A 25,066-nucleotide genomic window follows, 5' to 3' on the forward strand; every position below is an offset into this window, starting at 1 on the left:
CGACCATGGCAGACGGAACCGGCATCGCCGGCACAGGAATCGACCTCGGCATCACCCTCTACTCGCTCACGAGCGAGTTCGCCGCAGGGCTCTACACCCCTGAGACGCTCATCAAGGCGGTCGCCGACAACGGGATCGGCCCGGGTGTGGAGTTCAACTTCGCGCAGATGCTGCGCAGCTACCCCGACGTCGACGCCGAGTTCACCAAGCTCTGGTTCGACAGCCTCGAGAAGTACGGGCTCGAGGCCAGCGCGGTCGGCACCAACCTCGACATGGGGCGTCGCAAGGATCGCGACATGACCCCCGACGAGGAGTACGACTTCTTCGCCAGGCAGCTCAAGTCGGCCCACACGCTCGGCTTCAAGACCATCGTCATCCGCTCGGCGGGCAAGGAGCTGCTGCGGAGCCTCCTGCCGCTGGCCGAGAAGTACGACCAGCGGCTCGGCTACGAGATCCACGCGCCGTCGGGGCCGAACGACCCCAAGGTGCTCGAGATCCGCGAGGTCTACGACGAGCTCGGCAGCGACCGTCTCGGCTTCACCGCCGACTTCTCGTCGACGATGCACAGCCTCTCGCCGACTCTGCTCCGGACGATGAGCCAGATGGGCATGCCGGAGCGGTACTTCGACGTGATGGACGAGATCTGGCACGAGCCCACACCCATGTACGTGCGCAACCAGAAGTTCGAGGACTTCCTCACGGCCGAGAACTTCGACTTCGCGCGCCTCGGGCCGTTCACGCGGCTGGCGTTCAACATGCACGGGTTGGTGCCCGCCGAGGAGTGGCTCGACATCATGCCGCAGATCTTCCACGTGCACGCCAAGTTCTTCGACATCAACGAGGAGGGGCAGGAGCCCGCGATGGACATCCCGCTCATCGTGCAGCAGTTCGTCAAGGGCGGCTACAAGGGATACCTCTCGAGCGAGTGGGAGGGTCACGCCTTCTCCGACCTCGGTGAGTCCGACCCCATCGACCTCGTGAAGAAGCAGCACGCGCTCATGCGACGCGCCATCGAAGACTACGCGGCCGTCTCGGTCTGAGCAGGGGATCGCCATGACCGACACCACCCGTGAGCCGACCGTGGCCGAGCTCGCCGAGGAGATCGCCCGCCTGCGCGGCGAGGTCGCCGACGCGCTCCGCCTCGCGCAGCGGGCCGAGGACCGCGGGCAGGTCGAGAACCTGTTCAGCCGCTACATGTACCTTCACAACGCGTTCGAGGACGAGCAGATCATCCCGCTGTGGGTGAAGGAGGGCACGGAGGGCATCCGCGCCCGGTACACCAATGCCGGGCAGTACACCACGTGGGAGAGCGTGACGCGGTACCACCGCGATCGCCCGCACCCTGTCGGCAAGCTCATCCTGCACGCCACGACCACACCCGTGATCGAGGTCGCCGCCGACGGCAGGACCGCGAAGGGCGTCTGGCTCATGGCCGGCACCGAGTCGGGCCTCACCGATCCCGAGGTGGCCAAGGCCTTCCCCGACATGTACTCGCCGGACGAGGTGCTCGGCAAGAAGGTCTGGGCGCATTGGGTGTGGTGCAAGTACGCCATCGACTTCCTCAAGCAGGACGGCGAGTGGAGGTTCTGGAAGTTCCGCTGCTACGAGCTGGCCCGTGCTCCCTTCGAGGAGAACTGGGTGAGCTTCGGCGTGAAGAACCAAGGGGCCTTCGACCTCGACCTCATGTACTTCGGCGACGACGGCAAGCCCGTGTTCATGCCGCCGGCCGACGAGCCGGCCGCCGAGCTCAACTACCCCTACAACCCCGAGACGGTGCAGAAGCTCGAACCGGTGCCCCCGGTGGCTCACGACACCTTCGACGACACGTTCAAGTAAGGACGAATCATGGCTACCCACAACTCGCTGTTCTCCGAGAAGGACGTGCGGCGCACCGACGACGGCATCGCCGTGTCGGTGCAGCTGCCCTGGTACCGGAGCCTCTGGCTCTCGGCGGTCGACGGCGTCGCCGCCACCGTGAACGGCCAGGCGATCCCCACCGATCGGCTGCGGTTCTCGCTCGCCGGCACCACCTACCGCATCGAGGAGCTGCCCGAGCGGTTCGACACCCTCTGGTTCGTGGCCGACCGTCCCGACGTGCTCATCGCGCTCGACACCCCGCCCGCGGCGGGCGAGAAGCTCACCGTGGAGGTCGTGCTCACCATGCGCCTGCTCTACATGCAGATCGCGCCCGGCCGCTACGTGACCAACCGGGTGCCCGTCGAGCGCGAGGTCGTGCTCGCATGACCCTGCGCGTGGCCATGATCGGCTACGGCTTCATGGGCGCGGCGCACTCGGTGGGCTGGCGCCAGGCGCCGGCCGTGTTCGAGCTGCCCGACGACGTCGAGATGGCCGTCGTGGTGGGGCGGAACGCCGGCGCGGTCGCCGAGGCCGCCGCGCAGTGGGGCTGGGCCGAGTCGGCCACCGACTGGCGCGAGGTCATCGCGCGCGACGACATCGACATCGTCGACATCGTCACGCCGGGCGACTCCCACGCCGAGATCGCCATCGCTGCGCTCGAGGCGGGCAAGCACGTATTGTGCGAGAAGCCGCTGGCCAACACCGTCGACGAGGCCGAGCGCATGACGCGGGCCGCCGAGGCGGCTGCGGCCAAGGGCGTGCGCGCCACGGTGGGGTTCACCTACCGCCGCGTGCCCGCGGTGACCCTGCTCCGCGACCTCATCGCGGAGGGGCGCATCGGCAGGGTGCAGCAGGTGCGGGCCGCCTACCGGCAGGACTGGCTCGTCGACCCCTCCATCCCCCTCGCGTGGCGGCTGCAGAAGGAGCATGCCGGCTCGGGGGCCCTCGGGGATATCGGGGCGCACATCATCGACATGACGCAGTTCGTGACCGGTGAGGTGATCGAGTCGGTGTCGGGGGTCACCGACACGATCGTGGCGGAGCGGCCGCTCCAGGGCTCGGGCTCCGGGCTCTCCGGAACCGCCGCCGAGGGGTTCGGCGCGGTCACGGTCGACGACGTCGCGCTGTTCACGGGTCGGCTCTCGGGAGGGGCGCTCGCCTCGTTCGAGGCCACGCGCTTCGCGACGGGCCGCAAGAACGCGCTCACGCTCGAGGTCTCCGGCGACAGGGGCGCCCTCGCGTTCGACCTCGAGGATCTCAATTCGCTTCGCTACTTCGACCGCACGGCCGACGGCAGCGTGCAGGGGTTCACGCAGATCCTCGTGACCGAGCCCGTGCATCCGTACGTCGCCGCCTGGTGGCCCGCCGGCCACCTGCTCGGTTACGAGCACGGCTTCGTGCACCAGGCGAAGGACTTCGTGGAGGGCATCGTGGGCGGCATCGACGTGCGGCCCACGTTCGCCGAGGGGCTCGGTGTGCAGCAGGTGCTGGACGCCGTGGAGGAGAGTTCAGAGAACGATTCGCGGTGGGTGCGCGCGGTGCGCGAGACCACCCGCGCAGGCTAGGAGAACCGACATGGCACGACCGATCACACTCTTCACCGGCCAGTGGGCCGACCTCCCCTTCGAGGAGGTGGCCAGGCTCGCGGGCGAGTGGGGCTACGACGGCCTCGAGATCGCCTGCTGGGGCGACCACATCGATGTGTCGAGGTGGGATGACGCCGCCTACGTGCAGTCGCGGCGCGACATCCTCTCGGCGAACGGTCTCGAGGTCTACGCGATCTCGAACCACCTCACGGGGCAGGCCGTCTGCGACGACCCCATCGATCTGCGGCACCGCGACATCCTCTCCGACCGGGTGTGGGGTGACGGATCGCCCGAGGGTGTGAGGCAGCGCGCGGCCGAGGATCTGAAGGACACGGCGCGCTTCGCGGCGGCGCTCGGCGTCTCGACGGTGAACGGGTTCAGCGGGTCGTCGATCTGGAAGTACGTGGCGATGTTCCCGCCGGCCACCGACGAGATGGTCGAGGCCGGGTACTCCGACTTCGCCGCGCGGTGGAACCCGATCCTCGACGTATTCGACGAGGTGGGCGTGCGCTTCGCGCTCGAGGTGCACCCCTCGGAGATCGCCTACGACTACTGGACCGCGAAGCGCACTCTCGAGGCCATCGGCCACCGGGAGTCGTTCGGGTTCAACTTCGACCCGTCGCACTTCGTGTGGCAGCAGCTCGACAGCGTGGCCTTCGTGCTCGACTTCGCCGAGCACATCTTCCACGTGCACGTGAAGGAGTCGGTCACCAACCTCGACGGCCGCAACGGCGTGCTCGGATCGCATCTGCCCTGGGCCAACCCCCGCCGCGGCTGGACCTTCGTGTCGACCGGGCACGGTGCCGTGGAGTGGGAGCCGCTGTTCAGGGCGCTCAACTCCATCGGCTACGACGGACCCACCTCGGTGGAGTGGGAGGACGCCGGCATGGACCGTCTCGTGGGTGCACCCGAGGCGCTGGCCTTCGTGCGCAAGCTCGCCGAGATCACGCCGCCGCACGCCTCGTTCGACGCCGCCTTCTCGACGAAGGCCTAGAGCAGTGGATGGGGCGGCTGAGGCGGCCGAGGCGCAGCACTCCCTCCTCCGCCGCCTCGGCGACCGGGCGGAGATCACCGACCTCATCCTCGAGTTCGCACGCTGCATCGACGACTCCGATCAGGCGGGCTACGCCGCGACCTTCGACGAGGAGTGCGAGCTCGTGCTGCCCTTCGCGCACGTCGTGGGGCGGGCGGCCATCGAAGCCATGCCCGCCCCGCAGCCGGGCATGCGCACGCACCACCAGATCGCGAACATCCTGTTCGACATCGCCGGCGACGTCGCGCGCACGAGGGCCTACCTCACGGCGACCCACGTCTTCGACGCCGCCCGCCCCACCGACATCGCCCAGGCGGGCGGCTGGTACCTCCACGACCTCGTGCGCACGCCGGCAGGCTGGCGCTTCCGCCGCGTAGAACTCGCCATCGTCTGGGAGTCCGCCCCCATGCTCCGCGACCCCGTCTCGGATCCCGCGGTCTGATTGCCTCCGCCCGGCTCAGCCGGGGGCGGGGGAGGGGTGGGTGGAGTCGTAGTAGGGCCAGGTGCGCCAGCGGCGGTGGGCGGTGCGGTCGGGCGGGTCGAGGGTGACGGTGCCGGTGGCCGCCCACTCGGTGCCGCGCACGAGGGTGGTCATGAACTCGGCCTTGCGGAAGGTGTCGTGGTCGTGGCCCAGGGTGATCGTGAACGAGCGGCCGGCGCCCCACTCGTTCACCCAGGCCACCGCCTGGTGGGTGTCGATGCCGGGCAGGTCGCGCAGGCCGCCTGGCGGGATGGCCACGGGGGTGTGCGCCTTCGGCCAGCCCGCGGCCTCGTAGGTCTCGACGTCGTCGAAGATCGTGAGGAGCGGTTGCGCTCCCTTCTGCAGCTGGGCGCCCATCAGGATGTCGTCGTTGTGCACCGTCCAGGTGGCGGCGAGCCCCTCCGTGATCGGATGGCGCGGCTCGGTCGTGTGCACCGTCACCTCGCCGCCGTTCGGCCGTGGCCGCAGACCGTAGGCGGCACCGAAGCGCGCGCCGCGCAGGTGCTCGTACTCCTCGGGGTAGCCCCACTCCGGCTCCTGCACGGCCGAACCGTGGAACCAGACGACACCCCGCCCGCGGTCACGCACCGCAGCGAGCAGGGCGGCATCCGTCGACGCACCGAAGCCCTTCGCGAGCTCGAAGTAGTCATCACGGCCCTCGAAGATCACGAAGACCACGTCGTAGCGGTCGATCACCTCGGCGCCGACGCCCCGGAAGTCCTCGATCACCCGCACGCGGAAGCGGCCGGTGGCCTCGAGCAGCGTGGTGACCAGCTGATTGTGCAGCCGGAAGCTGCGGTGCTCGTTGTCGTGCTCCCGCGACATGTGGCCCGAGGCGATGAGCACGTCGAGCACACGCGGCGTCGCGGTCACGCGGTGCCCTCTCGGATCGCGCGGCGGGCGAGGGCGAGATGGCCCCGGGTCATCTCGGTGGGGTCGTCGTCGAGCCAGGCGTGCCCGCCCCACTCGCTCGTGAGGGTGCCCGAGAAGCCGGTGCCCGCGAGGGCTGCGGCGATGTCGCGGATGGGCTGCGAGATGCGGTCGCCTGAGTCGTCGAGGTCCCAGAACTTCAGGTGCACGGCCGAGGTGTGCGGCAGCAGGCCCTGAAGGTCCTCCACGCTCGACCGGCCGAAGCGGATGAGCAGATCCATGTAGAGGGTGTGCACGGCGGGCGGCACCCCACCCGAACCGAGCAGTCCGCGCACGGCGTCGATCGTGGCGGGGTCGAGCCACTCGTCGGAGAGCCGCCGCACCAGGTCTGCCGGCACCCCGGCCGCAGCGAGTCGCTCGACGTAGCTCGGAGGCAGCGAGGGCATGAGCAGGCTGATGTCGACCACGAAGCGCAGGCGCGGGTCGTCGAGGAGGGCGATGCGCTCGCACGCCTCGCGGTGGGCGGGCGCCTGCGGGGTCTGCTGCCCCTGCACCTCCTCGAAGAGCGTGAGGTCGAGCTCGTGCAGCACGGGGAGCAGGCGCTCCTGCAGCGCGGGACCGGCGTGGCCGATGGGCAGGCGGAGGCCGAGCGCGCCCGCGCGGTGGGCGGCCTCGAGCTGCGGCAGCACGAAGTCGTAGCGCTCGGCCTCCGTGCGCCGCCTCGTGGGGCTCCACCAGTCGTCGATGCTGCCGCCCACGATGCCGAGGCGACCACCGGCAGAGGCCAGCCCGTCGCGCAGAGCGTCGACCTCCTGCCCACCGGGGCTCGGGAACGAGCGCCAGACCTGCCCGGCCTCGATCTCGACGACCTCGGCCACGCCGCCGGCGACGATCCCGACCGTGATGTCGAGGGCCGAGCGCTCTCGGTCGATGATCTCGGGGGTCCAGTTGAAGCCGCTCGCGGCGAGGGTCCAGCCGTCGGGGAGACCGGCTGTGGCGGCCTCCCCGACGTCCGGTGCCGCGGCCGCTGATCGCGGCCGGGCGAGAGCGGGCCCGGGCGACGACGTCGTCGCCTCAGCCGCAACCAGGGTGAGGGCCCGCTCGGATCGGAAAGGCAGGGTCAGCGGAGCATCCGGGCCCGCCGGGAGGTAGGGGACCATGAGCGAGAACGACACCAGAACGCTGTGCGGCCCCGTGGAGAGAGCGCGGTCGATATGCAGTTCGAGAGCGTCCTGGAGAAACCACCACCCGGGCTCGCCGCGGAGATCGGCGGGAGCGACGAGCCGCTCGCCGACGAGCACGAGGGCCTCCCCGGCGAGCGACTCGCCATCGACCACCACCTCGAGATCGGAGAAGGCGGCGAGGGGCATCGACCTGATCCAGGGCAGCGCGAGCCGCAGGGCGAAGCCGCGGGGGGTCGAGACGAGTGCGTCGTCGCGCAGAGCGGTGAGCGTCATCGGCACGTCCTTGTGGCTGATCCGAGGGGTTGTGCAGATAACCTACCTGCTAAAGTAGGAAATCGAAAGAAGTCACCGACGACGAACCGAGGAGATGCCCCGATGAAGTGGAGCTACATGGACCACTGGCGCAGCCAGGGCCCGCACGGCCCGATCGACCAGTGGGAATCCCGCGCCACGATGGACCGCTTCCTCAAGCAGGTCGCCGCCGTCGGCTACGACGCCATCGACACCTTCGACTTCCGCTGGTACCAGATCATGGGAGAGTACGGCTCGGTCGCCAACTACCAGGAGTACGTGCAGGAGCACGGCCTCGACCGCATCGTGAACACCTTCCACGCGGCCGACTACGACCCCCGCGTCTACGCGCCGCACATCCCCGAGACGCACGCGAACATCCTCGAGGACTTCCGGGTCACGATGGACCGCTGGTCGGGCATCACCCTCGACAACATCATCGTGATGCCGGCCACGCTCTACTACGACATGGAGCCGGTGACGGAGGACAAGATCAAGATCACCGCCGAGCTCTGGAACAAGGTCGGCGAGATCACGAACGCCGCCGGGGTGAAGCTCACCTGCCACCACGAGTTCTTCTGCGGCATCCAGAGCCGCGAGGAGCTCGACACCTTCTACGCCGCCACCGACCCCGCGCTCGTCAACCTCTTCGTCGACACCGCGCAGCACTGCATCGCCTCGGTCGACCCCATCGAGTTCTACGAGACCTACGCGGATCGCGTCTCCGGATTCCACTTCAAGGACACGAGGCACGTCGACCTCATCGGCGACTACAAGCGCCGCCCCGACTCCGAGATCATGTCCGACACCACCGCGAAGTGGTTCCACGAGATGGGCGACGAGGGCGGCCTCGTGGACTTCGATGGATTCATGCGCGCCGTGGCCAGGAACGGCTACGACGGCTACCTGAGCGTGGAGCACGACAAGGCCAACAAGCTCGGCGGCGACCACGCCGAGAGCACCGCGATCGCCGCGTGGTACGCCAAGAACGTGCTCGAGCGCGTCTACGACGAGGAGGTGGCCCGGTGATCCGCTGGAGCTACGGCATCAACCAGTTCAACCCCCAGTTCGACGACTTCGTGCGCCGCCGCGACCACCAGCGCGCCCTGCGCGTCATCAAGGCCTCCGGATTCACGGGTGTGGAGCTCTCCTCCGGCAGTGGCCGCTGGGAGCCGCTCGGCAACCCGCAGCAGATCGCCGCGAACTTCGGCACCGTGGCCGCCTTCGGCGACTTCGTGCGCGAACAGTCCCTCGACGGGGTGAGCAGCTGGTTCTGGGATCCGTCGATCCGCATGCAGGAGGATCTGACCCACGGCGACGATCCGGCCTCGGCCGCGGGTCGCGACGGCCTCGTGGCGCACGCCCGCTGGTTCGCGGGGGCGCTCGCCGAGCTCGGCGGTGACGTGCTCGTGGCACGGCCCGCCGCCTCCGCCGCTCAGCTCACGAGCCTCGACGACGCCGTGATCGACGCGCTCGCCGAGTCGTGGACCGCCGTGGCCGACGCGATCGCGGCCGACGGTGTGCGGCTCGCCCTGCACTTCGACTTCTACTCGGCGCTCCGTCGCGACGACGGCCTCGAGCGGCTCATCGCGGCCACGGATGCGCGGGTCGGCCTCGCGCTCGACACCGCGGAGTTCACGATCGCCGGCATCGACCCCGTGGCGTTCTACCGCTCGCACGCCGACCGGGTGACGCACGTGCACCTCAAGAACGCCGGGGCCGTCGACGACCTCGACGAGTACACGATGCCCGCGCCCGAGTTCACCCTGCTGAGGGCGGGCGGCTCCCGAGCCGTGCCGCGCTGGTTCACCGAGCTCGCCACCGAGCCGCTGCTCGTGGACTCGCCCGCCTTCGTCGGCGCGCTCGTGGAGCACGACTACGACGGCTGGGTGGTGGTGGAGAGCGACCTCACCCCGCACCCGCCGACGAGCGCGATGCTCAACGGCTGGGAGGTGCAGCACGTGCTCGCACCGCTCACCGAGGCCGGGGCGAGCTGAGCTCGCGGCCGGTGATGAGCTGAGGCCGGCCGAGCACAGGCCTCGCCGAGCTCAGGACTCGGTGAGGCCGGGGCGGGCGCTCTCGATGGTGGGTCGGCCCAGCGCGAACCAGCGCGGGAAGGTCACGTCGAAGAGCTCCTCCCTGGCCAGCTCGGCCCCACCGCGCAGGGGCTCCGCCTCGTCGTTGACGGAGCTGACGATCACGAGGTCGCGGGTGGCGAGCGGCAGCGAGAGCTCGTAGACGCGCTGCCTCACCTCGGCGAGGTAGAGCTCGCCGGCCGCGGCCGCGGCGCCGCCGATCACGATCGCGCTCGGGTTGAACATGTTGACGAGGGCGGCGATCGACTCGCCGACCACGCGCGCCGACTGCTGCACGAGCGCGATCGAGAGCGCGTCTCCGTCTTCGGCCGCGCGCGCGATCATCTCGAGCGAGAGCTTTCCGCCCGCCTCCTCCGCGCGCTGCGCGAGGTAGCCCGTGCGGTTGTCGGCGAGGGCGGCCTCGGCATCGCGCACGAGCGCCCACCCGCCGGCCACGGCCTCGAGGCAGCCGATCTTGCCGCAGCGGCAGACCGCATCCGAGCCGCTCACCTTGACGTGGCCGATGTCGCCGGCCGCACCGTTGGCCCCGCGGTGGATGCGCCCGCGCGAGAGCAGCCCCGCCCCGATGCCGGAGCCGATCTTGCAGTAGATGAGGTCGGAGTGCGCGCGGTGGCGGCGGGCGCGCTCGTTGAACGTGAGCAGGTTGGCGTCGTTGTCGACCCAGACGGGCGCGTCGAAGCGCGCCTCGAAGCGCCGCCGCACGTCGAAGCCGTTCCAGCCGGGCATGATCGGGGGAGCGACGGGTCGGCCCGTCTCGTAGTCGACGGGGCCGGGCACCCCCACGACCACGCTCCACACGGGGATCTCCGGATGACCGGCCAGCAGCTCGTCGAGCATCACCATGACCTCGTCGATCGTGGCGGCGGGGCCGCGCGCGATGTCCCAGTTGCGATGCGCCATGTCGAGCAGCTCGCCACCGAGGTCGGCGATGCCGACGCGGATGTGCAGGGCGCCGAGCGCGCACACCACGATGCGGCCGGCCTCCACCCGGAAGCGGAGGGTCCTGGCGGCCCGACCTCCCGTCGACGCCGCGTATTCGCTGTCGGCCAGGAAGCCGAGCTCCATCGCCTGATCCACGCGCTGGGTCACGACGCCTCGGCCGAGCCCGGTGAGCCGACTGATCTCGGGACGTGTGGTGGCCTCGCCGGTGCGCACGAGGTTGACGACACGCAGCAGACTCGTGACTTCATCGGTCTGAGCGCCGAAGCGGAGGATGGAATCGCTGGCCATCATCTGATGATCGCACAGGATCCGTCTGAAGTCCGACCCACTAGGGTCGTGGCGCGCAAAAGTTGGGTAGCATTCATGCAGAAGTGACTCGAGGGGGAGATCGCATGGCTGCACTGCGCGGAGTCGGCATCATCGGGGCGGGCCCCGGGGTGAGCGCGTTGCACGCGCCCACACTCGGCAGACTCGCGGAGCGCTACACGGTGGTGCACGTCGCCGACGGCGGGAGCGGTCGCGGTGCACGGATCGCGGCCCGATCCGGAGCCAGGCACTCGACGGGGGTCGACGAGCTGCTCGCCGACCCGGCCGTCGAGGTGGTCGCCATCTGCAGCCCTCCCGACCAGCACGCGAGCCAGGTGCTCGCCGCGGTCACCGCGGGCAAGCGGGCCGTCTTCTGCGAGAAGCCGCTCGCCACCACCCCTCAGGATGCCGTCGCCGTGATCGATGCCTGCCGTGCGAGCGGCACGGCCCTCGTGGTGGGCACCAACCACTCCTTCGATCCTGCGTGGACGAGGGCCAAGCACCACCTGACGGGCATGCGCGGCCGGGTGCAGACCTGGAGCGCGACCATCGCCCTTCCCCCGAACGGCCGCTACCACGACGTGGTGAGCGAGACCCCTCCCGGCGCGGTCGGCGGCGGGAGGCCGGCTCCCGACTGGGACGACCCGCGGATCGCGGCCGCCGTGGTGCGGCAGCTCGTTCTCGGCCTCGGCATCCACGACCTGCCCGCTCTGCGCGACGTGGCCCCTGTGTTCGACGAGGTCGTGTTCGCGCGGCCCGTGCGCCCCATCGGATACTCGATCGGCCTCGTCGCGGGCGACGTGCTCGTGCAGCTCAACGCCGTGATGCTGCCCGGCGGGCCCGACGCTCTGTGGCGGCTCTCGCTCGGCACCTCGTTCGACGACATCGACGTCGAGTTCCCGCCCGCGTTCGTGCACACGGGGAGCGCCGCCGTCACGGTGCGCACGAGCGACGGCACGGTGACCAGGTACCCGCAGGAGCCGCAGGACGGCTACGTGGAGGAGTGGCGCGCCCTGGCCGACGCCCTCGACCGCCGCCTCCCCGCCGAGTACGGCGAGCTGCTCGACGACGCGCTCTACGCCATCCGCATCGCCGACGCGGCGGCCGACGCCGTCACCGCGTCGATGCGCGCGGCGTCGATGCGGGCAGCGTCTCTACAGGCGGGGTCGATGCGGGCAGGGGTGACGGTGTGATCGGGGTGCACGCGCTCGACGCCGACTCCCGCGCGGCCGTCGCTGCACTGCCGGAGAGCGCCTTCTCCACCGATGTCCTGCGCGGATCCGTCGTGGTCCTCGACGGCCGCGAGGCGTGGACGGCCCGGGCGCTCGACGCGGTCGCCGCCGGCGCGGTGGGCATCGTGGTGGTCGACCCGGCCGTGGCGCATGCCGACGAGCTCGCCCACGCGCAGCTCGCCCTGCGGGGGATCCCCGTGGTGCTCGACCGGCCCCTCCTGCGGGCCGACTCGGCGGTCGAGGCCGCGGACCGCGCCGCAGGTCTCGCCGCCGTCTCCCTCATCACGGCGTCGTGCGCCTCCCCGGCGGCGCAGTTCGACCGCACCGTGTGCGACACCGCGGGGTGGTTGCGTGTGCTCGCCGGCGCACCCGTGCACCCCTCGGTGCTGCGGGGGCGCGGAGGCGGAGTGCTCCTGGCGGCCGACGCCGGACCTGCGGAGGGTGGAGCCGGGCCGCTCGCCCTGACGGCCCGCATCCTGAGCGAATCCGTGGCGGCGCCGCGCCTTCGCGTGACGGCGATCGGCGTGGTGCGCACCGAGGTGTCGGTCACGGCGGGGCGTCCGGCCGTCGTGCGGCAGGATGACGAGCGGGGCACCTCGTTCGCCGCCACCCGCTTCGAGGATCGCCGGCGCCTGGCGCTGCGGCGCGCGATCGCGGCGGTGGCGGGTCGGGGCGACACCCAGGCATCCCACGCGCTCCGCGACCTCGCGGATTTCGCCGCGGACGCCGCGATCGCCTTAGCGGTACGGGATGCCCTCGCGCCATAGATATCGATGATCCCGGACATAGGCATCATCAGGTTGCCCAATGGTCGAATATCGACAAAAGTGGGTCCTGGGGCGGAACGCTGCCCCAGTCGAAAGGATCGAAGATGATCAAGCTGCTCTCCCACCTCTCCTACGTGGCCATCACCTCTCCCGACGTCGAGGCGTCCGTCGAGTTCTACAAGAAGCAGGTGGGACTCGTCGAGGTCGCCAGGGTCGACGGAGCCGTCTACCTCCGCTGCTGGGGCGACTACTACGCCTACTCCGTGGTCGTCGTACCAGGAGACGAGCCCTCGCTCGACACCATGGCGTGGCGCACCTCCAGCGAGGAGGCCCTCGAGGAGGCCGCCAAGCGCATCGAGGCCGCCGGATCCGCCGGCGAGTGGGTCGACGTGCCGCAGATCGGCCGCGCCTACCGCTTCACCGGCCCGTGGGGCCACTCGATGACCCTGCACTGGGACGTCACGCGCCACCGCGACACCGAGGGCGACGCCGCCTCCATCTACCCCGACCGCCCGTCTCGTCGCAGCAAGGTCGCCGGTGCCCCGCGCCAGCTCGACCACGTCACGATCGCCACGAGCGACGTCGACGGCTTCGCGGCCTGGTACAACGAGGTCCTCGGCTTCCGCATCATGGCCCGCACCGTGCTCGACGAGGCACCCGTCTCGGTGTTCTCCGTGCTCACCACCAACGAGAAGTCGCACGACCTCGGTGTGGTGCTCGACGGATCGAGCCGCGCGGGTCGCATCAACCACTACGCGTTCTGGGTCGACACCCGCGAGGAGCTCCTCATCGCGGCCGACGTGCTCGGCGAGAACGGCTACCCGATCGAGTACGGGCCGTCGATCCACGGCATCGGCGAGCAGAACTTCCTCTACTACCGCGAGCCGTCGAGCCTGCGCATCGAGCTCAACACCGGTGGCTACCGCAACTACGTGCCGGACTGGACCCCCAACACCTGGAAGCCGTCCGAGGGCTCGAACAACATGTACCGCAACAGCAGGATGCCCATGTCGATGACCGAGTCGTTCCCGCCCGCCGACGGCCCGAGCGCCACCGAGGAGGGTGTGCCCGACGAGATCAAGGATGCGCTGCTGAACCCGTACGCGACCCAGGGTCGAGGCTGAGTTGAGCTCCCCGAGCGAAGATCCCTCGACGCTCGACCGCACCGACCCCGAGTCCGAGATCGCGAGCCGCGCCACCGCCTACCGCAACTGGGGGCGGTGGGGCGAGAGCGACGTGCTCGGCACGCTCAACTTCATCGACGACGCGTCGAGGGTGGCGGCCGCCGCACTCGTCTGCACCGGGCGGAGCATCTCGCTCGCCCAGCGCTTCGACACCGACGGCCCGCAGAAGGGCTGGCGGCGGCGCACCAACCCGGTGCACACCATGACCGACACCGGGGTGGATGCCGAGCGCGGCAACCAGGGCTTCCCGCACGGCATCGGTGGAGCGGACGACGTGATCTCGATGCCGCTGCAGTGCTCGACGCAGTGGGACGGCCTCGGCCACATCTTCGATCACGGTGCGGCCTGGAACGGGCGAAGGGCCGGAGACGTGGTGACGAGCGAGGGCGACCTCGTGACGGGCATCGAGCACGCGGCCTCCGCCGTGGTCTCGCGAGGTGTGCTGCTCGACGTGGGTCGGCACCTGCGGCCGGCCACCGGTGAGCTGGAGGATGGCTACGCCATCACCTCCCACGACCTCGAGGCGTGCATCGAGGCTCAGGGTGCGTCGTCGCGCGTGGGCAGGGGCGACATCGTGCTCGTGCGCACCGGGCAGTACGCCCGTACCCGCCGAGAGGGCTGGGGCGACTACGCGGGAGGGCCGGCCCCCGGGCTCTCGCTCACGACCGCCGGCTGGCTGCACCGCTCCGAGATCGCCGCCATCGCCACCGACACCTGGGGTTTCGAGGTGCGGCCGAACGAGTTCGACGTGCCGGCCTTCCAGCCACTGCACCAGGTCGTGATCCCCAACATCGGGCTCACGATCGGCGAGATGTGGAACCTCGACGAGCTCGCCGACGCCTGTGCGCAGGCGGGCCGGTGGGAGTTCCTGCTGGCGGCGCCGCCGCTCCCCATCACCGGGGCGGTGGGCTCGCCCATCAACCCGGTCGCTCTACTCTGAACCGAAACATCAACCAGAACAGAGAGGTTCTGACCATGTCCGCAGTAACCAAGGTCGCGGTCGTCGGCAGCGGCGTCGCGGGTCTCGCCGCCGCCATCCAGCTCGCGAGGGCAGGTGTGCTCGTCGATCTCTACGAGGCGAAGGCGGAGATCGGCGCCGCCGGCTCGGGCATCACGCTCCAGGGCAACGCGCTCCGCGCCTTCGACACGATCGGGGCGTGGGAGGACATCCAGGCCGCCGGCTACCCGTTCACGGGGCTGGCACTGCGTGCGCCCGGCCCGGGTGCGCCCGTGGTGGCCGAGCTTCCCGACGTGAAGTCGGGCGGGCCCGACTACCCCTCCACCATGGGCATGCCGAGGGCCGAGCTCGCAGGCATCCTGCTCGAGCACGCCGTCGGCGCCGGGGTGAGCCTGCGCTTCGGCGCGAGGGTCACGGGTCTCGACACCTCGAGCGGTGACGACGTCGAGGTGTTCGTCGATGGCGAGTCCGCCGGCCGCTACGACCTCGTGATCGGCGCGGACGGGCTCAACTCCCAGGTGCGGCAGCTCATCGGCATCGAGGTCAAGCCCGAGGCGACGGGCATGGGCATCTGGCGCACCTTCGTCACGCGCCCCGCCGAGGTCGAGCGCAGCGAGCTCTACTACGGCGGCCCCGCGTACATCGCCGGGTACACGCCCACGGGAGACGACACCATGTACGCGTTCCTGGTGGAGAAGGCCCAGGACAGGGTGGGCGTCTCCGACGAGGAGGCCGCCGCCATCATGGTGGAGCAGAGCCGCGCCTACGACGGCCCGTGGAACGACATCCGTGCCGACCTCGAGGCCGGCGGCACCGCCAACTACACCTGGTTCACCCAGCACGTGGTGGAGGAGCCGTGGAACCGCGGCCGCGTCGTCATCATCGGCGACGCCGCCCACAGCTGCCCTCCCACGATCGCGCAGGGCGCGGCCCAGGGGCTCGAGGACGCCGTGGTGCTCACCGAGCTGCTGGTCGGCCGCGACGAGCTCGACCAGGCGCTGTGGGACGAGTTCCACGCGCGCCGGCTGCCGCGCGCCAAGGCCGTCGTGGCGGCGTCGGTGCAGCTCGGCCAGTGGCAGCTGGACGGCAACCGGGATGCGGACGCAGGCGGCCTCATCTTCGGCATCGCCCAGCAGATGGCGGTGCCGGCGTGATCCTCGCCCGCTGGCGCTCCGCGGAAAGTGACGGCGAGGGCTTCGTCGACTCCGGCCGGGTGGTGCCGTTCGCCGAGGGGCAGACCATGGCCGGTGTGCTGGCGCTCGGCCTCGGGTCTCTCGCCGAGGTGCGCGCCGACGCCGACGAGGGGGCTTCGCTCCCGCTCGAGTCCGTGCAGCTGCTGGCCCCGCTCGATCCCGCCTCGGTGCGCGACTTCGTGGCCTTCGAGGAGCACGTGGAGGGTGTGACGGCGAGCGTCGACGGCGCGAGCCACGTGGCGCCCGAGTGGTACGACGCACCCACCTTCTACTTCACGAACCCGCACACCATCTCGGGTCCGGATGACGTGGTGCGACCGCCGCAGACCGAGCGGCTCGACTTCGAGCTCGAGCTCGCCGTCGTGGTCGGAGCCGTGCCGGGTTCGACGGGCGAGAACCTCGAGCCCGCGGAGGCGGCCGAGCACATCTTCGGGTACACGATCATGAACGACTGGTCGGCCCGCGATCTGCAGGGCCGCGAGATGAAGGTGCGCCTCGGCCCGGCCAAGGGCAAGGACTTCGGCACAACCCTCGGCCCATGGCTCGTGACCGCCGACGAGCTCGAGCCCTACCTCGACCACGAGGGCTTCCTCGCCGTGCGCGCCGAGGTCTTCGTGAACGGCGAGCTGATCGGCCACGACCTCGTGTCGAACGCCGGCTGGCCCTTCCCCGAGTTCATGGCCTACGCCTCCCGCAACTCGCGGGTGGTGCCGGGCGACGTGCTCGGCTCCGGCACCGTGGGCAACGGCGGCTGCCTGGCCGAGCTGTGGGGGCGCACCGGATCCCTCACCCCGCCTCCGCTCGTGGAGGGCGACGAGGTGCGCCTCGTCGTGGAGGGCGTCGGCGAGCTCGTCAACCGGGTCGGCGCCGCCGTGCCCGCCCCCACCGTGCTGCCCGCGCGCCCGCGCCCGCGCATCCGTCACCGTTCAGAGATCGTTTAGGAGCACCCCGTGTTCATGTACTTCCCCACCAACTACGTCTGGAGCCTGGCGGCCGTCGCCACGCTCAACAACGGCGGCTTCATCGACGAGGTCGATCGCGCGTGCAAGCCCGTGCTCATCGCCTCGCAGAACGGCGACGACGCGGGCACCGAGCTGCTCTACGCCTCGTGGGCCGCCGTGGCCGACCGGCTGGTCGAGAAGGCCCGCGACGACGAGGCGCGCGGCCGGCGCGTGGGCGCGGGTGAGACCTACTACCGGGCCTCGCTCTACACCTCGCAGTCCGAGCGGCTGCAGTCGCCCAAGTGGGAGGGCCGCAACGCCGCCTACCAGAAGTCGATCGACCTGCTGCTCAAGCACGTCGAGCTCTCGCGCATCCCGGTGACCCGCGTGGAGGTTCCCTACGAGGACTCCTCACTGCCCGCCTACTTCTACCGTGCACCCGGCGACGGCCCGCACCCGGTCGTCATCCAGTGGAACGGCCTCGACTCCACGAAGGAGATGATGTACTATTCGGGGTTCCCGCGCATGCTCGCCGAGCGCGGCATCTCCACCCTCATGATCGACACCCCCGGGTCGGGCGAGGCGCTCCGCCTGCGCGGCCTCAAGGCCAGGCACGACACCGAGGTGTGGGCGGCCGCGATCATCGACCACCTCGAGGCGCACGCCGGTGAGCTCGACATCGATCCGGCGCGGATCGGCATCGTGGGCTGGTCGCTCGGCGGCCACTACGCCCCGCGCGCGCTCGCCTTCGAGAAGCGGCTCGCGCTCGGGGTGGCCTGGGGCGCCAACCACAACTGGGCCGAGGTGCAGGAGGCCAGGCGCAACCGCGAGGGCGAGAACCCCGTGCCGCACTACTGGGACCACGTGAACTGGGTGTGGGGCGCGACCGACATGGACGACTTCATCGAGAAGACCAAGGACATGCACCTGAACGGAGTGGCCGAGCGGATCACCGCGCCGTTCCTCATCACCCACGGTGCGGGCGACCGGCAGATCAACGTCAAGTACGCCCACCAGTCCTACGAGCAGGCCGTCAACAGCCCCAAGCGCGAGCTGCGGATCTTCGACGACCCGGAGGGCGGCACCGAGCACATCTCGATCGACAACATGCCGTACGTGGCCGGGATCATCGCCGACTGGGTCGCCGAGACCTTCGCCGAGCTCCGCTGACACCGGATGGTCCTCTCCCCGTTGCGGCTGCGGTTACTGGTCGTCTCCCTGCTCACCGTCTCGTTCCTCGGGGCGCTCGACCACACGGTCGTCTCCACCTCGCTCGCCACCATCGCCGGCGATCTCGGCGCTCTGCAGCACATGAGCTGGGTGGTGATCGGCTACACCCTCGCGAGCACCGTGCTGCTGCCGGTGCTCGGCAAGCTCGGCGATCGCATCGGCCCGCGCGCGGTGTTCCTGGCGTCGCTCGTGGTGTTCCTCCTGGCGTCGCTCGCCTGCGGCTTCTCGCCCACCATGGAGTGGCTCGTGGTGGCGCGCGTGCTCCAGGGCATGAGCTCCGCAGGCCTGCAGCTCATGTCGCAGACGATCATCGCCCAGGTCACCACACCGCGGGAGCGACCGAAGCACCTCGCCGTCATCGGTGCGGCCTTCCCCATCGCCATCCTCATCGGGCCGGTGCTCGGGGGGCTCATCACCGACTTCTGGGGCTGGCAGTGGGTGTTCTGGATCAACGTGCCGGTGGGGGCCGCGGCGCTCGCGCTCGCGCTGTTCGCCGTGCCGCACATCGAGGTGGGGGTGCGTCGCCGCTTCGACCTCGTGGGCTCGGTGACCTTCACGGTCGCCCTCGTGGCGCTCGTGCTGGCGGTCACCTGGGTCGTCGATCCGGCCATGCGGGGTGCCGGGCTGGCCGTGGGCGGTCTCGCGCTCGTGGCGTTCGCGGTGTTCTTCGTGGCGGAGCTCAAGGCGGAGGAGCCCGTGCTGCCGCTCGCCTTCTTCCGCAACCGCACCATCTCGTCGGCCACGGCCCTCTCGGCCATCATCGGCATCGGACTGTTCTCGATCACGTTCTATCTGCCCACCTACTTCCAGATGGCCTACGGCCTGAGCGCCACCGTCTCGGGGCTCGTGCCGATCGCCACCGTGTTCGGCATGCTGCTGAGCAACCTGGCCACGGGCTTCCTGGTGAGCCGGACCGGTCGCTACCGGCTCTTCCCGATCCTCGGCACGGCCATGGCGGCCGCAGGGCTCACCGTGATGGCCGCCCTGCCGCTGGGGGTGCCGCTCTGGGTGCCCATGGTGGTGATGTTCTTCGTGGGGGTCGGCACGGGCGGCTTCATGAGCCTCATCGTGGCGATCGCCCAGAGCGCGGTGCCGCGCTCGGAGACGGGCACCATCACGGCCACCGTCAACCTCGTTCGCCAGGTGGGCTCGACGGTCACGACCGCCGTGATCGGCGGCGTGATCGGCTTCGGCGTGGCCGCCCTGCTGCCGCTCGAGCTCGACCCCGCCACACTGACCCCCGAGGCCGTCCGCACCGCGGATGCGGCCACGCAGGTGGCCGTCGCCGAGATCTACCACGACGTCTTCGCCCCGATCTTCCTCGCGCTGGCCGTCGCCTACGCGGTGGGGATCGTGGCCGCAGCCCTGCTGCCGGGAGCGCCGCTCACCGACGCGCCCGATCCCGTGGAGTCGACCGAGCAGGCCGCCGCCTCGACGTCCGCATCCGCCGCCGCACCGTCCGCCATCGCACCCTCCGCCATCGCACCGTCCGCCACTGCGCCATCCGCCTGACCCGTGACCCCACCAGGAGAAACCATGTCCCACCTGCCCACAGCCCTCATCGTCGGCAGCGGTCCCGTCGGCTCCGCCTTCGCCCGCGTGCTGCTCGAGAGCAACCCCGACGTGCGGGTCGTCATGTTCGAAGCGGGCCCGCAGCTCACCGAGGTGCCCGGCCAGAGCGTGCGCAACATCGCAGATGCCGACGAGAAGGAGCGGGCGCGCGAGCGATCGCAGGGTCCGCTCTCCGGCTCCTACCGCGAGACGCTCGGCATCCCGGGTGGCGTCGTGGTGGAGGGCATGTTCACCGCGCGCCAGGGCACCTACCTGCTCGACTTCGGCGGAGAGGGATCCGCGCACGCCGAGACCTTTCCCGCCGCGGCCGCGGCCACCAACGTGGGTGGGCAGGGCGCGCACTGGACGGCCGCCATCCCCCGACCGGCGTTCAGCGAGAAGATCCCCTTCATCGGCGACGAGGAGTGGGAGGAGCTCATCGAGGTGGCGGAGCAGCTGCTGCACAAGCAGAGCGCCGCGTTCGCGGACTCCGCGCTCGGCGGCGCCATCCGATCGCTGCTCGAGGAGGAGTTCGGGGCCGAACTGCCCGAGGGCTACGGTGTGAGCACACTGCCCGTGGCGGGCGACCCGCAGCCGGACGGATCGATGCGCTGGGCGGGTGCGGATTCTGTGCTCGGCCCGCTCATCGACCCCGCGTCACCCCTCTCCGAGCGCTTCGAGCTGCGCGACCTCTCGCTCGTGCGCCGCGTGGAGTTCGACGGCACCAGGGCCACCGGGCTGCTCGTGCACGATCTGCGCACGGGCGAGGAGTCGACCGTGAGCGGCGACCTCGTGGTGGTGGCGGCCGACGCCTTCCGCTCCCCGCAGCTGCTGTGGGCCTCCGGAGTGCGCCCCCGCGCTCTGGGGCGCTACCTCACCGAGCACCCCGTGGTCATCTCCACGGTCGCCCTCGACGCGGCCAAGATGGAGCGGTTCGCCACCGAGGCGGATCTCGACGACGAGCTCGCCAGGCGATCCACGAATCCGGCCGACCCGGTGGCGGCGGTCAACCGCATCCCGTTCTCGGAGCCCGAGCACCCGTTCTCGGTGCAGGTGATGTACGCCGACGTGCCGCCCTTCCAGCTCGACCCCGCGAACCCGCTCGCGGGCAACCGCTGGGGGTACGTGAACATGGGCTACGGCATGCGCAAGAGGCCGCGCTTCGAAGACGGGGTGACCTTCGACGACGACCACCTCGACTTCAGCGGCTTCCCGAACATGACCATCCACTACGAGCTCACCGAGGCGGAGGAGGCGGAGATCGCCCTCGCCACCGAGCGACTGCGGCGGGCGGGCGCCGCGCTCGGCGACTTCGTGGCGGGCCCGCGGCTGCTGCCCAACGGATCGAGCCTGCACTACCAGGGCACGGTGCGGGCGGGGGAGGCAGATGACGGCACGTCGGTGGCCGACCCGTTCTCCCGCGTGTGGGGGCACGAGCGGCTCTACCTCGCCGGCAACGGGCTCATCCCCACCGCCACCACCATGAATCCGACCCTCACGAGCGTGGCCATCGCGGTGCGGGCGGCGCGGGCCGCCGCCGGGGAGCTCGGCTGATGGTCGCGGTGGCGGCGGTGCTGCTCGCCCTCGCGGTCGTGGTGTTCACGGTGCAGGCGTCGATCATGAGCGCCGTGCTGACCCACGGATCCACCGCGCCGCACGTGCTCAGCTCGCCGAGGGCGCTGCTGCCCTCCGCGGTCGTCGCCGGTCTGAGTGCGGTGGTGATCGCGGTCAGCGGGCTCGCGTGAGGAAGGCCGCCGAGCCCATCGCCTTCAGCTCGTCGATCACGATCACCACGCGCTCGGGGTTCTCGCGCGGCTGGCGGTAGCGGGCCGAGTAGCGCTCGACGGCCTCCTGCACGGCGGCAGGGTCGTCGAGGATGCGGGCGCGGCCGCTGAGCGTGATCCACTGCGGTCCCTCCACCTGCGAGACCGCCGCCCGGGAGTCGCGGCGCACGTTGAGCACCTTCTGGCTGGGCCCGTTCGTGATGATGCGCACGAGCCCGGCCCGCTCGTCGAAGGTGAAGCCGACGGGCACCACATGGGGGGCTCCCGAGGAGGTGAGGGTCGAGAGCGTGGCGAGGTGGCGCTCGGTCACGAACGCGAGGCCCTCCGGGGTGAGCAGCGTCTCTGAGGTCATGACTCCAGCGTACGGATGCTCGACGCCATCCGGGTGCGGGCGAGGGCATCCGCCGGCCGTCAAGGGGGTAGGCGCTCGTCGCGTGCTGTGCTAATTTTTAGGCGTGCCTAAAAGTGTGATGACGCCGGTGCCCGCTCCGGCCGTGCGACCCAGGTGGTGGCATCCGCTCGCCCTGCTCGGCCCCGCCTTCGTGGCCTCGATCGCCTACGTCGATCCCGGCAACGTGGCCGCCAACCTCACCTCGGGCGCCTCCTACGGCTACCTCCTGGTGTGGGTGCTCGTGCTCGCGAACGGCATGGCGATGCTCATCCAGTACCAGTCGGCGAAGCTCGGCATCGTGACGGGCCGCACCCTGCCCGAGCACGTGGGTGCGCGCACCAGGCCGTGGACGAGGCGCGCCTACTGGCTGCAGGCCGAGGCCGTGGCGGCGGCCACCGACATCGCCGAGGTCATCGGCGGGGCGCTCGCGCTCAACCTGCTCTTCGGGCTGCCACTCGTGGTGGGCGGGGTCATCGTGGGGGGCGTCTCGATGGTGCTGCTGCTCGTGCAGTCGCACAGGAGGCAGCGCACGTTCGAGTTCGTGATCGTGGGCTTCCTCGTGGTGATCGCGGTGGGCTTCCTGGCGGGGCTCTTCGTCTCCGACGTCGACTGGGGCGGAGCGGCCGACGGCCTCGTGCCGCGCTTCGACGGCACCGCCACCGTGCTGCTGGCCGCGAGCATGCTCGGCGCCACGGTCATGCCGCACGCCATCTACCTGCACTCGGCGCTCGCGCGCGACCGCCACCACGCCGAGTACGCGGCCTTCGCCGAGAAGACCGACTTCACGAGCGCCCCCGGCCGGGCCCTCACCGAGGGCGCGGGGCGGCTCCGGCTGCTGCTGCGGGCCACCCGCACCGACGTGCTCATCGCGCTGCTCATCGCGGGCGCCGTGAACATCGCCATGCTGCTGCTGGCGGCCGCGAGCCTCAGGGGCGTGGAGGGCACCGACACCATCCCGGGCGCCTACGACGCCATCCGCTCAGCCCTCGGCCCTGGCATCGCCACGATCTTCGCCATCGGACTGCTCGCCTCTGGGCTCGCTTCGACCTCGGTGGGTGCCTACGCGGGATCCGTCATCATGAAGGGCCTGCTCACCGTCCGGGTCCCCATCCTGGCCCGTCGTGCCGTCACGCTCGTGCCGGCGCTCGCCGTGCTGGCCGGCGGCATCGACCCCACCTGGGCGCTCGTGCTCAGCCAGGTGTTCCTGAGCATCGGCATCCCGTTCGCGCTCATCCCGCTCATCCGGCTCACGGGCAGCCGCGCGGTCATGGGGGAGTACGTCGACAGGCTGCCGGTGCGCATCCTGGCCTGGATCGTGGTGGCGCTCATCGTGACCCTCAACGTCGTGCTCATCGTGCTCACGGTCACGGGCGCCTGAGCCCACCATCCGGCCCGGCGCCTGAACCTCTCGTTCACCGTTCGCGCCTACGATTCTCTGCATGACCCTGATCGACAACGCCGTGTACGTCGACGGCGTGCGCTCCCACGAACCGGCCAATCTCGACGAGACCTACGAGATCACGGCCGAGACGGGCGGCATGGCCTGGATCGGCCTCTACCGGCCGGATGCGGCGGAGATCCGATCGGTCGAGAAGGAGTTCGGCCTGCACCACCTCGCCGTCGAAGACGCGCTCACGGGCCACCAGCGCGCCAAGCTCGAGCGCTACGGCGACACCCTCTTCGTGGTGCTCCGGCCCGCGCGGTACCTCGACGCCGAGGAGACCGTGGAGTTCGGCGAGGTGCACGTGTTCATCGGCCCCGGCTTCGTGGTGACCATCCGGCACGCCGAGTCGCCCGACCTCGCCGCCGTGCGCCGCCGCCTCGAGAGCAGCCCCGCCCTGCTGGCGCTCGGGCCAGAAGCCGTGCTCTACGCGATCATCGACCAGGTGGTCGACGAGTACGGGCCCGTAGTGTCGGGCCTCGAGAACGACATCGACGAGATCGAGAAGCAGCTGTTCGGCGGCGACCCGCACGTCTCGCGCCGCATCTACGACCTGCTCGGCGAGGTGATGGAGTTCCAGCGGGCCGTGCATCCGCTCGCCGCCATGCTCGAGGCGCTCCTGCGGGGGTCGGAGAAGTACGGAGTCGACCTCGAGATCCAGCGCGGCCTCCGCGACGTGCAGGACCACGTGCTGCAGGTGGTGGGGCGATCGGATGCGTTCCGCGCGACCCTGCAGAACGCCCTCACCGTGCACTCCACGCTCGCCACGCAGCAGCAGAACGACGAGATGCGGCGCATCTCCGAGGCCAGCCTCAAGCTCGCCGACGACACCCGCGAGCTCTCGGAGACGAGCCTCAAGCAGGGCGAGGAGGTGAAGAAGATCTCGGCCTGGGCCGCCATCCTCTTCGCCCCGAGCCTCATCGGCACCATCTACGGCATGAACTTCGACTACATGCCCGAGCTGCACTGGTGGTTCGGGTACCCCGCCGCGCTGATCGCCATGGCGGCGATGGGAGTCGTTCTGTACACGGTGTTCAAGCGCAACCGATGGCTCTGACCGGGCGCAGGTAGCCTGGGCGGGTGAGTGATGCGACCCCGAACCCGAGCGTGGAGCTGAGCGCGGGCGGGGTGGGGCCGTGGGTGGGCGAACCGCCCGCCGATCCGCGGTACGACCCCGAGCTGCTCGCCGCGGGGGACACCCGCAACGTGATCGACCGGTACCGCTACTGGAGCATGGAGGCGATCGTCGCCGACCTCGACGAGCACCGCCACCCCTTCCACGTGGCCATCGAGAACTGGCAGCACGACATGAACATCGGATCGATCGTGCGCAGCGCCAACGCGTTCGCGGCCGACACGGTGCACATCATCGGCCGCCGCCGCTGGAACAAGCGCGGCGCCATGGTGACCGACCGCTACCAGCACGTCTTGAACCATCCCGACGTCGCGACCTTCACGGCCTTCGCGCGCGACGCGGGGCTGCCGATCATCGCGATCGACAACGTGCCGGGCAGCGTGCTCATCGAGACCTACGCGTTCCCGCCCCGCTGCGTGCTGCTCTTCGGGCAGGAGGGGCCGGGCCTCTCGCCCGAGGCGCTTGCGGCGGCGGATGCGGTGGTCGAGATCTCCCAGTTCGGCTCGACCCGCTCGATCAACGCCTCGGCGGCGGCGGCAGTGGCCATGCACGCCTGGATCCTCCAGCACGTCCCCTTCCCGCAGGCGTGAGTGACGCGCGTTGTAGAGTCTGT

The 25,066-nt window shown here is 70.5% G+C and carries 25 protein-coding genes; 21 read left to right on the forward strand and 4 right to left on the reverse strand.

The window, feature by feature from the left end; translation table 11 throughout:
• Positions 1 to 5 precede the first annotated feature (5 nt).
• From ACEXQC_RS09290 to ACEXQC_RS09315, 6 genes are read left to right on the forward strand one after another with little or no spacing between them, the layout of a single operon-like run.
• Positions 6 to 1,040: a sugar phosphate isomerase/epimerase family protein gene (locus tag ACEXQC_RS09290; RefSeq protein ID WP_374820770.1), complete on the forward strand. Its 1,035-nt coding sequence runs from the start codon at positions 6 to 8 to the stop codon at positions 1,038 to 1,040.
• A gap of 13 nt (positions 1,041 to 1,053) precedes the next feature.
• Positions 1,054 to 1,836 carry a nuclear transport factor 2 family protein gene (locus ACEXQC_RS09295; protein ID WP_374820773.1) on the forward strand — a complete coding sequence of 261 codons (783 nt, stop codon included), beginning with the start codon at positions 1,054 to 1,056 and terminating at the stop codon, positions 1,834 to 1,836.
• A 9-nt stretch (positions 1,837 to 1,845) separates the two neighbouring features.
• A complete protein-coding gene (locus tag ACEXQC_RS09300) occupies positions 1,846 to 2,244 on the forward strand; it encodes a C-glycoside deglycosidase beta subunit domain-containing protein (RefSeq protein WP_374820776.1) in 399 nt (132 codons plus the stop codon).
• The gene (locus ACEXQC_RS09305) at positions 2,241 to 3,422 is read left to right on the forward strand and encodes a Gfo/Idh/MocA family protein (protein WP_374820779.1); all 1,182 of its coding nucleotides are present in this window, start codon (positions 2,241 to 2,243) and stop codon (positions 3,420 to 3,422) included. The genes ACEXQC_RS09300 and ACEXQC_RS09305 overlap by 4 nt, the downstream gene beginning before the upstream one ends.
• Positions 3,423 to 3,432: 10 nt before the next feature.
• A complete protein-coding gene (locus tag ACEXQC_RS09310; RefSeq protein WP_374820782.1) occupies positions 3,433 to 4,437 on the forward strand; it encodes a sugar phosphate isomerase/epimerase family protein in 1,005 nt (334 codons plus the stop codon).
• Positions 4,438 to 4,441: 4 nt separating this feature from the next.
• Positions 4,442 to 4,918 carry a nuclear transport factor 2 family protein gene (locus ACEXQC_RS09315; protein ID WP_374820785.1) on the forward strand — a complete coding sequence of 159 codons (477 nt, stop codon included), beginning with the start codon at positions 4,442 to 4,444 and terminating at the stop codon, positions 4,916 to 4,918.
• A 15-nt stretch (positions 4,919 to 4,933) separates the two neighbouring features.
• Here ACEXQC_RS09315 and ACEXQC_RS09320 read toward each other — a convergent pair whose 3' ends face one another.
• Entirely contained in the window at positions 4,934 to 5,830 is an 897-nt protein-coding gene (locus ACEXQC_RS09320) for a ThuA domain-containing protein (protein WP_374820788.1), read from the reverse strand.
• Positions 5,827 to 7,284 (reverse strand): hypothetical protein, encoded by a 1,458-nt coding sequence (locus ACEXQC_RS09325; protein WP_374820791.1) that lies wholly within the window; start codon positions 7,282 to 7,284, stop codon positions 5,827 to 5,829. The genes ACEXQC_RS09320 and ACEXQC_RS09325 overlap by 4 nt, the downstream gene beginning before the upstream one ends.
• A 102-nt stretch (positions 7,285 to 7,386) precedes the next feature.
• On the opposite strand from ACEXQC_RS09325, the gene ACEXQC_RS09330 reads away from it, so the two are divergent.
• Both ACEXQC_RS09330 and ACEXQC_RS09335 read left to right on the forward strand, forming a co-directional pair.
• On the forward strand, positions 7,387 to 8,331 hold the full coding sequence (locus ACEXQC_RS09330; protein WP_374820793.1) for a sugar phosphate isomerase/epimerase family protein: 945 nt from the start codon (positions 7,387 to 7,389) through the stop codon (positions 8,329 to 8,331).
• A complete protein-coding gene (locus ACEXQC_RS09335) occupies positions 8,328 to 9,299 on the forward strand; it encodes a sugar phosphate isomerase/epimerase family protein (protein WP_374820796.1) in 972 nt (323 codons plus the stop codon). The genes ACEXQC_RS09330 and ACEXQC_RS09335 overlap by 4 nt, the downstream gene beginning before the upstream one ends.
• Before the next feature lie 51 nt (positions 9,300 to 9,350).
• Here the strand turns inward: ACEXQC_RS09335 and ACEXQC_RS09340 are convergent, their stop codons facing one another.
• A complete protein-coding gene (locus tag ACEXQC_RS09340) occupies positions 9,351 to 10,628 on the reverse strand; it encodes an ROK family protein (protein WP_374820798.1) in 1,278 nt (425 codons plus the stop codon).
• A gap of 104 nt (positions 10,629 to 10,732) precedes the next feature.
• Here ACEXQC_RS09340 and ACEXQC_RS09345 point away from each other — a divergent pair, with 104 nt between their 5' ends.
• From ACEXQC_RS09345 to ACEXQC_RS09390, 10 genes are all read left to right on the forward strand, one after another.
• Positions 10,733 to 11,839: a Gfo/Idh/MocA family protein gene (locus tag ACEXQC_RS09345; RefSeq protein WP_374820800.1), complete on the forward strand. Its 1,107-nt coding sequence runs from the start codon at positions 10,733 to 10,735 to the stop codon at positions 11,837 to 11,839.
• A complete protein-coding gene (locus ACEXQC_RS09350; protein WP_374820803.1) occupies positions 11,836 to 12,645 on the forward strand; it encodes a hypothetical protein in 810 nt (269 codons plus the stop codon). Before ACEXQC_RS09345 ends, ACEXQC_RS09350 begins: the two co-directional genes overlap by 4 nt.
• 104 nt (positions 12,646 to 12,749) lie before the next feature.
• Entirely contained in the window at positions 12,750 to 13,769 is a 1,020-nt protein-coding gene (locus ACEXQC_RS09355; RefSeq protein ID WP_374820806.1) for a VOC family protein, read from the forward strand.
• A 1-nt stretch (position 13,770) separates the two neighbouring features.
• The gene (locus tag ACEXQC_RS09360) at positions 13,771 to 14,769 is read left to right on the forward strand and encodes a cyclase family protein (protein ID WP_374820809.1); all 999 of its coding nucleotides are present in this window, start codon (positions 13,771 to 13,773) and stop codon (positions 14,767 to 14,769) included.
• A gap of 35 nt (positions 14,770 to 14,804) precedes the next feature.
• Positions 14,805 to 15,941, forward strand: coding sequence for an FAD-dependent monooxygenase (locus tag ACEXQC_RS09365; protein ID WP_374820812.1), 1,137 nt, complete (start codon positions 14,805 to 14,807; stop codon positions 15,939 to 15,941).
• Entirely contained in the window at positions 15,938 to 16,921 is a 984-nt protein-coding gene (locus ACEXQC_RS09370; protein ID WP_374820815.1) for a fumarylacetoacetate hydrolase family protein, read from the forward strand. Before ACEXQC_RS09365 ends, ACEXQC_RS09370 begins: the two co-directional genes overlap by 4 nt.
• Before the next feature lie 15 nt (positions 16,922 to 16,936).
• Positions 16,937 to 18,091, forward strand: coding sequence for an alpha/beta hydrolase family protein (locus ACEXQC_RS09375; RefSeq protein WP_374822038.1), 1,155 nt, complete (start codon positions 16,937 to 16,939; stop codon positions 18,089 to 18,091).
• Between the two features lie 6 nt (positions 18,092 to 18,097).
• Entirely contained in the window at positions 18,098 to 19,663 is a 1,566-nt protein-coding gene (locus tag ACEXQC_RS09380; protein WP_374820817.1) for an MFS transporter, read from the forward strand.
• Positions 19,664 to 19,687: 24 nt separating this feature from the next.
• Positions 19,688 to 21,256 carry a GMC oxidoreductase gene (locus tag ACEXQC_RS09385; protein WP_374820820.1) on the forward strand — a complete coding sequence of 523 codons (1,569 nt, stop codon included), beginning with the start codon at positions 19,688 to 19,690 and terminating at the stop codon, positions 21,254 to 21,256.
• Positions 21,256 to 21,447: a hypothetical protein gene (locus tag ACEXQC_RS09390; RefSeq protein WP_374820823.1), complete on the forward strand. Its 192-nt coding sequence runs from the start codon at positions 21,256 to 21,258 to the stop codon at positions 21,445 to 21,447. The genes ACEXQC_RS09385 and ACEXQC_RS09390 overlap by 1 nt, the downstream gene beginning before the upstream one ends.
• Here the strand turns inward: ACEXQC_RS09390 and ACEXQC_RS09395 are convergent.
• Positions 21,431 to 21,838, reverse strand: coding sequence for a pyridoxamine 5'-phosphate oxidase family protein (locus ACEXQC_RS09395; protein ID WP_374820826.1), 408 nt, complete (start codon positions 21,836 to 21,838; stop codon positions 21,431 to 21,433). The genes ACEXQC_RS09390 and ACEXQC_RS09395 overlap by 17 nt on opposite strands.
• 118 nt (positions 21,839 to 21,956) lie before the next feature.
• Here ACEXQC_RS09395 and ACEXQC_RS09400 point away from each other — a divergent pair, with 118 nt between their 5' ends.
• From ACEXQC_RS09400 to ACEXQC_RS09410, 3 genes are all read left to right on the forward strand, one after another.
• The gene (locus tag ACEXQC_RS09400) at positions 21,957 to 23,255 is read left to right on the forward strand and encodes an Nramp family divalent metal transporter (RefSeq protein WP_374822041.1); all 1,299 of its coding nucleotides are present in this window, start codon (positions 21,957 to 21,959) and stop codon (positions 23,253 to 23,255) included.
• 61 nt (positions 23,256 to 23,316) lie between these two features.
• Positions 23,317 to 24,375 carry a magnesium and cobalt transport protein CorA gene (locus ACEXQC_RS09405; RefSeq protein WP_374820829.1) on the forward strand — a complete coding sequence of 353 codons (1,059 nt, stop codon included), beginning with the start codon at positions 23,317 to 23,319 and terminating at the stop codon, positions 24,373 to 24,375.
• Positions 24,376 to 24,398: 23 nt separating this feature from the next.
• Positions 24,399 to 25,043, forward strand: a complete 645-nt coding sequence (locus ACEXQC_RS09410; protein ID WP_374820832.1) for a TrmH family RNA methyltransferase — start codon at positions 24,399 to 24,401, stop codon at positions 25,041 to 25,043.
• The last annotated feature ends 23 nt before the right edge of the window (positions 25,044 to 25,066 follow it).

Origin of the sequence: Herbiconiux liukaitaii, assembly GCF_041927495.1 — a bacterium.
Lineage (GTDB): Bacteria > Actinomycetota > Actinomycetes > Actinomycetales > Microbacteriaceae > Herbiconiux > Herbiconiux liukaitaii.

Coding starts and splice junctions, on each gene's coding strand:
- ACEXQC_RS09290 (WP_374820770.1), top strand. CDS start 6: ATGGCAGACGGAACCGGCATCGCCGGCACAGGAATCGACCTCGGCATC.
- ACEXQC_RS09295 (WP_374820773.1), top strand. CDS start 1,054: ATGACCGACACCACCCGTGAGCCGACCGTGGCCGAGCTCGCCGAGGAG.
- ACEXQC_RS09300 (WP_374820776.1), top strand. CDS start 1,846: ATGGCTACCCACAACTCGCTGTTCTCCGAGAAGGACGTGCGGCGCACC.
- ACEXQC_RS09305 (WP_374820779.1), top strand. CDS start 2,241: ATGACCCTGCGCGTGGCCATGATCGGCTACGGCTTCATGGGCGCGGCG.
- ACEXQC_RS09310 (WP_374820782.1), top strand. CDS start 3,433: ATGGCACGACCGATCACACTCTTCACCGGCCAGTGGGCCGACCTCCCC.
- ACEXQC_RS09325 (WP_374820791.1), bottom strand. CDS start 7,284: ATGACGCTCACCGCTCTGCGCGACGACGCACTCGTCTCGACCCCCCGC.
- ACEXQC_RS09330 (WP_374820793.1), top strand. CDS start 7,387: ATGAAGTGGAGCTACATGGACCACTGGCGCAGCCAGGGCCCGCACGGC.
- ACEXQC_RS09340 (WP_374820798.1), bottom strand. CDS start 10,628: ATGGCCAGCGATTCCATCCTCCGCTTCGGCGCTCAGACCGATGAAGTC.
- ACEXQC_RS09345 (WP_374820800.1), top strand. CDS start 10,733: ATGGCTGCACTGCGCGGAGTCGGCATCATCGGGGCGGGCCCCGGGGTG.
- ACEXQC_RS09355 (WP_374820806.1), top strand. CDS start 12,750: ATGATCAAGCTGCTCTCCCACCTCTCCTACGTGGCCATCACCTCTCCC.
- ACEXQC_RS09365 (WP_374820812.1), top strand. CDS start 14,805: ATGTCCGCAGTAACCAAGGTCGCGGTCGTCGGCAGCGGCGTCGCGGGT.
- ACEXQC_RS09375 (WP_374822038.1), top strand. CDS start 16,937: ATGTACTTCCCCACCAACTACGTCTGGAGCCTGGCGGCCGTCGCCACG.
- ACEXQC_RS09380 (WP_374820817.1), top strand. CDS start 18,098: ATGGTCCTCTCCCCGTTGCGGCTGCGGTTACTGGTCGTCTCCCTGCTC.
- ACEXQC_RS09385 (WP_374820820.1), top strand. CDS start 19,688: ATGTCCCACCTGCCCACAGCCCTCATCGTCGGCAGCGGTCCCGTCGGC.
- ACEXQC_RS09390 (WP_374820823.1), top strand. CDS start 21,256: ATGGTCGCGGTGGCGGCGGTGCTGCTCGCCCTCGCGGTCGTGGTGTTC.
- ACEXQC_RS09395 (WP_374820826.1), bottom strand. CDS start 21,838: ATGACCTCAGAGACGCTGCTCACCCCGGAGGGCCTCGCGTTCGTGACC.
- ACEXQC_RS09400 (WP_374822041.1), top strand. CDS start 21,957: ATGACGCCGGTGCCCGCTCCGGCCGTGCGACCCAGGTGGTGGCATCCG.
- ACEXQC_RS09405 (WP_374820829.1), top strand. CDS start 23,317: ATGACCCTGATCGACAACGCCGTGTACGTCGACGGCGTGCGCTCCCAC.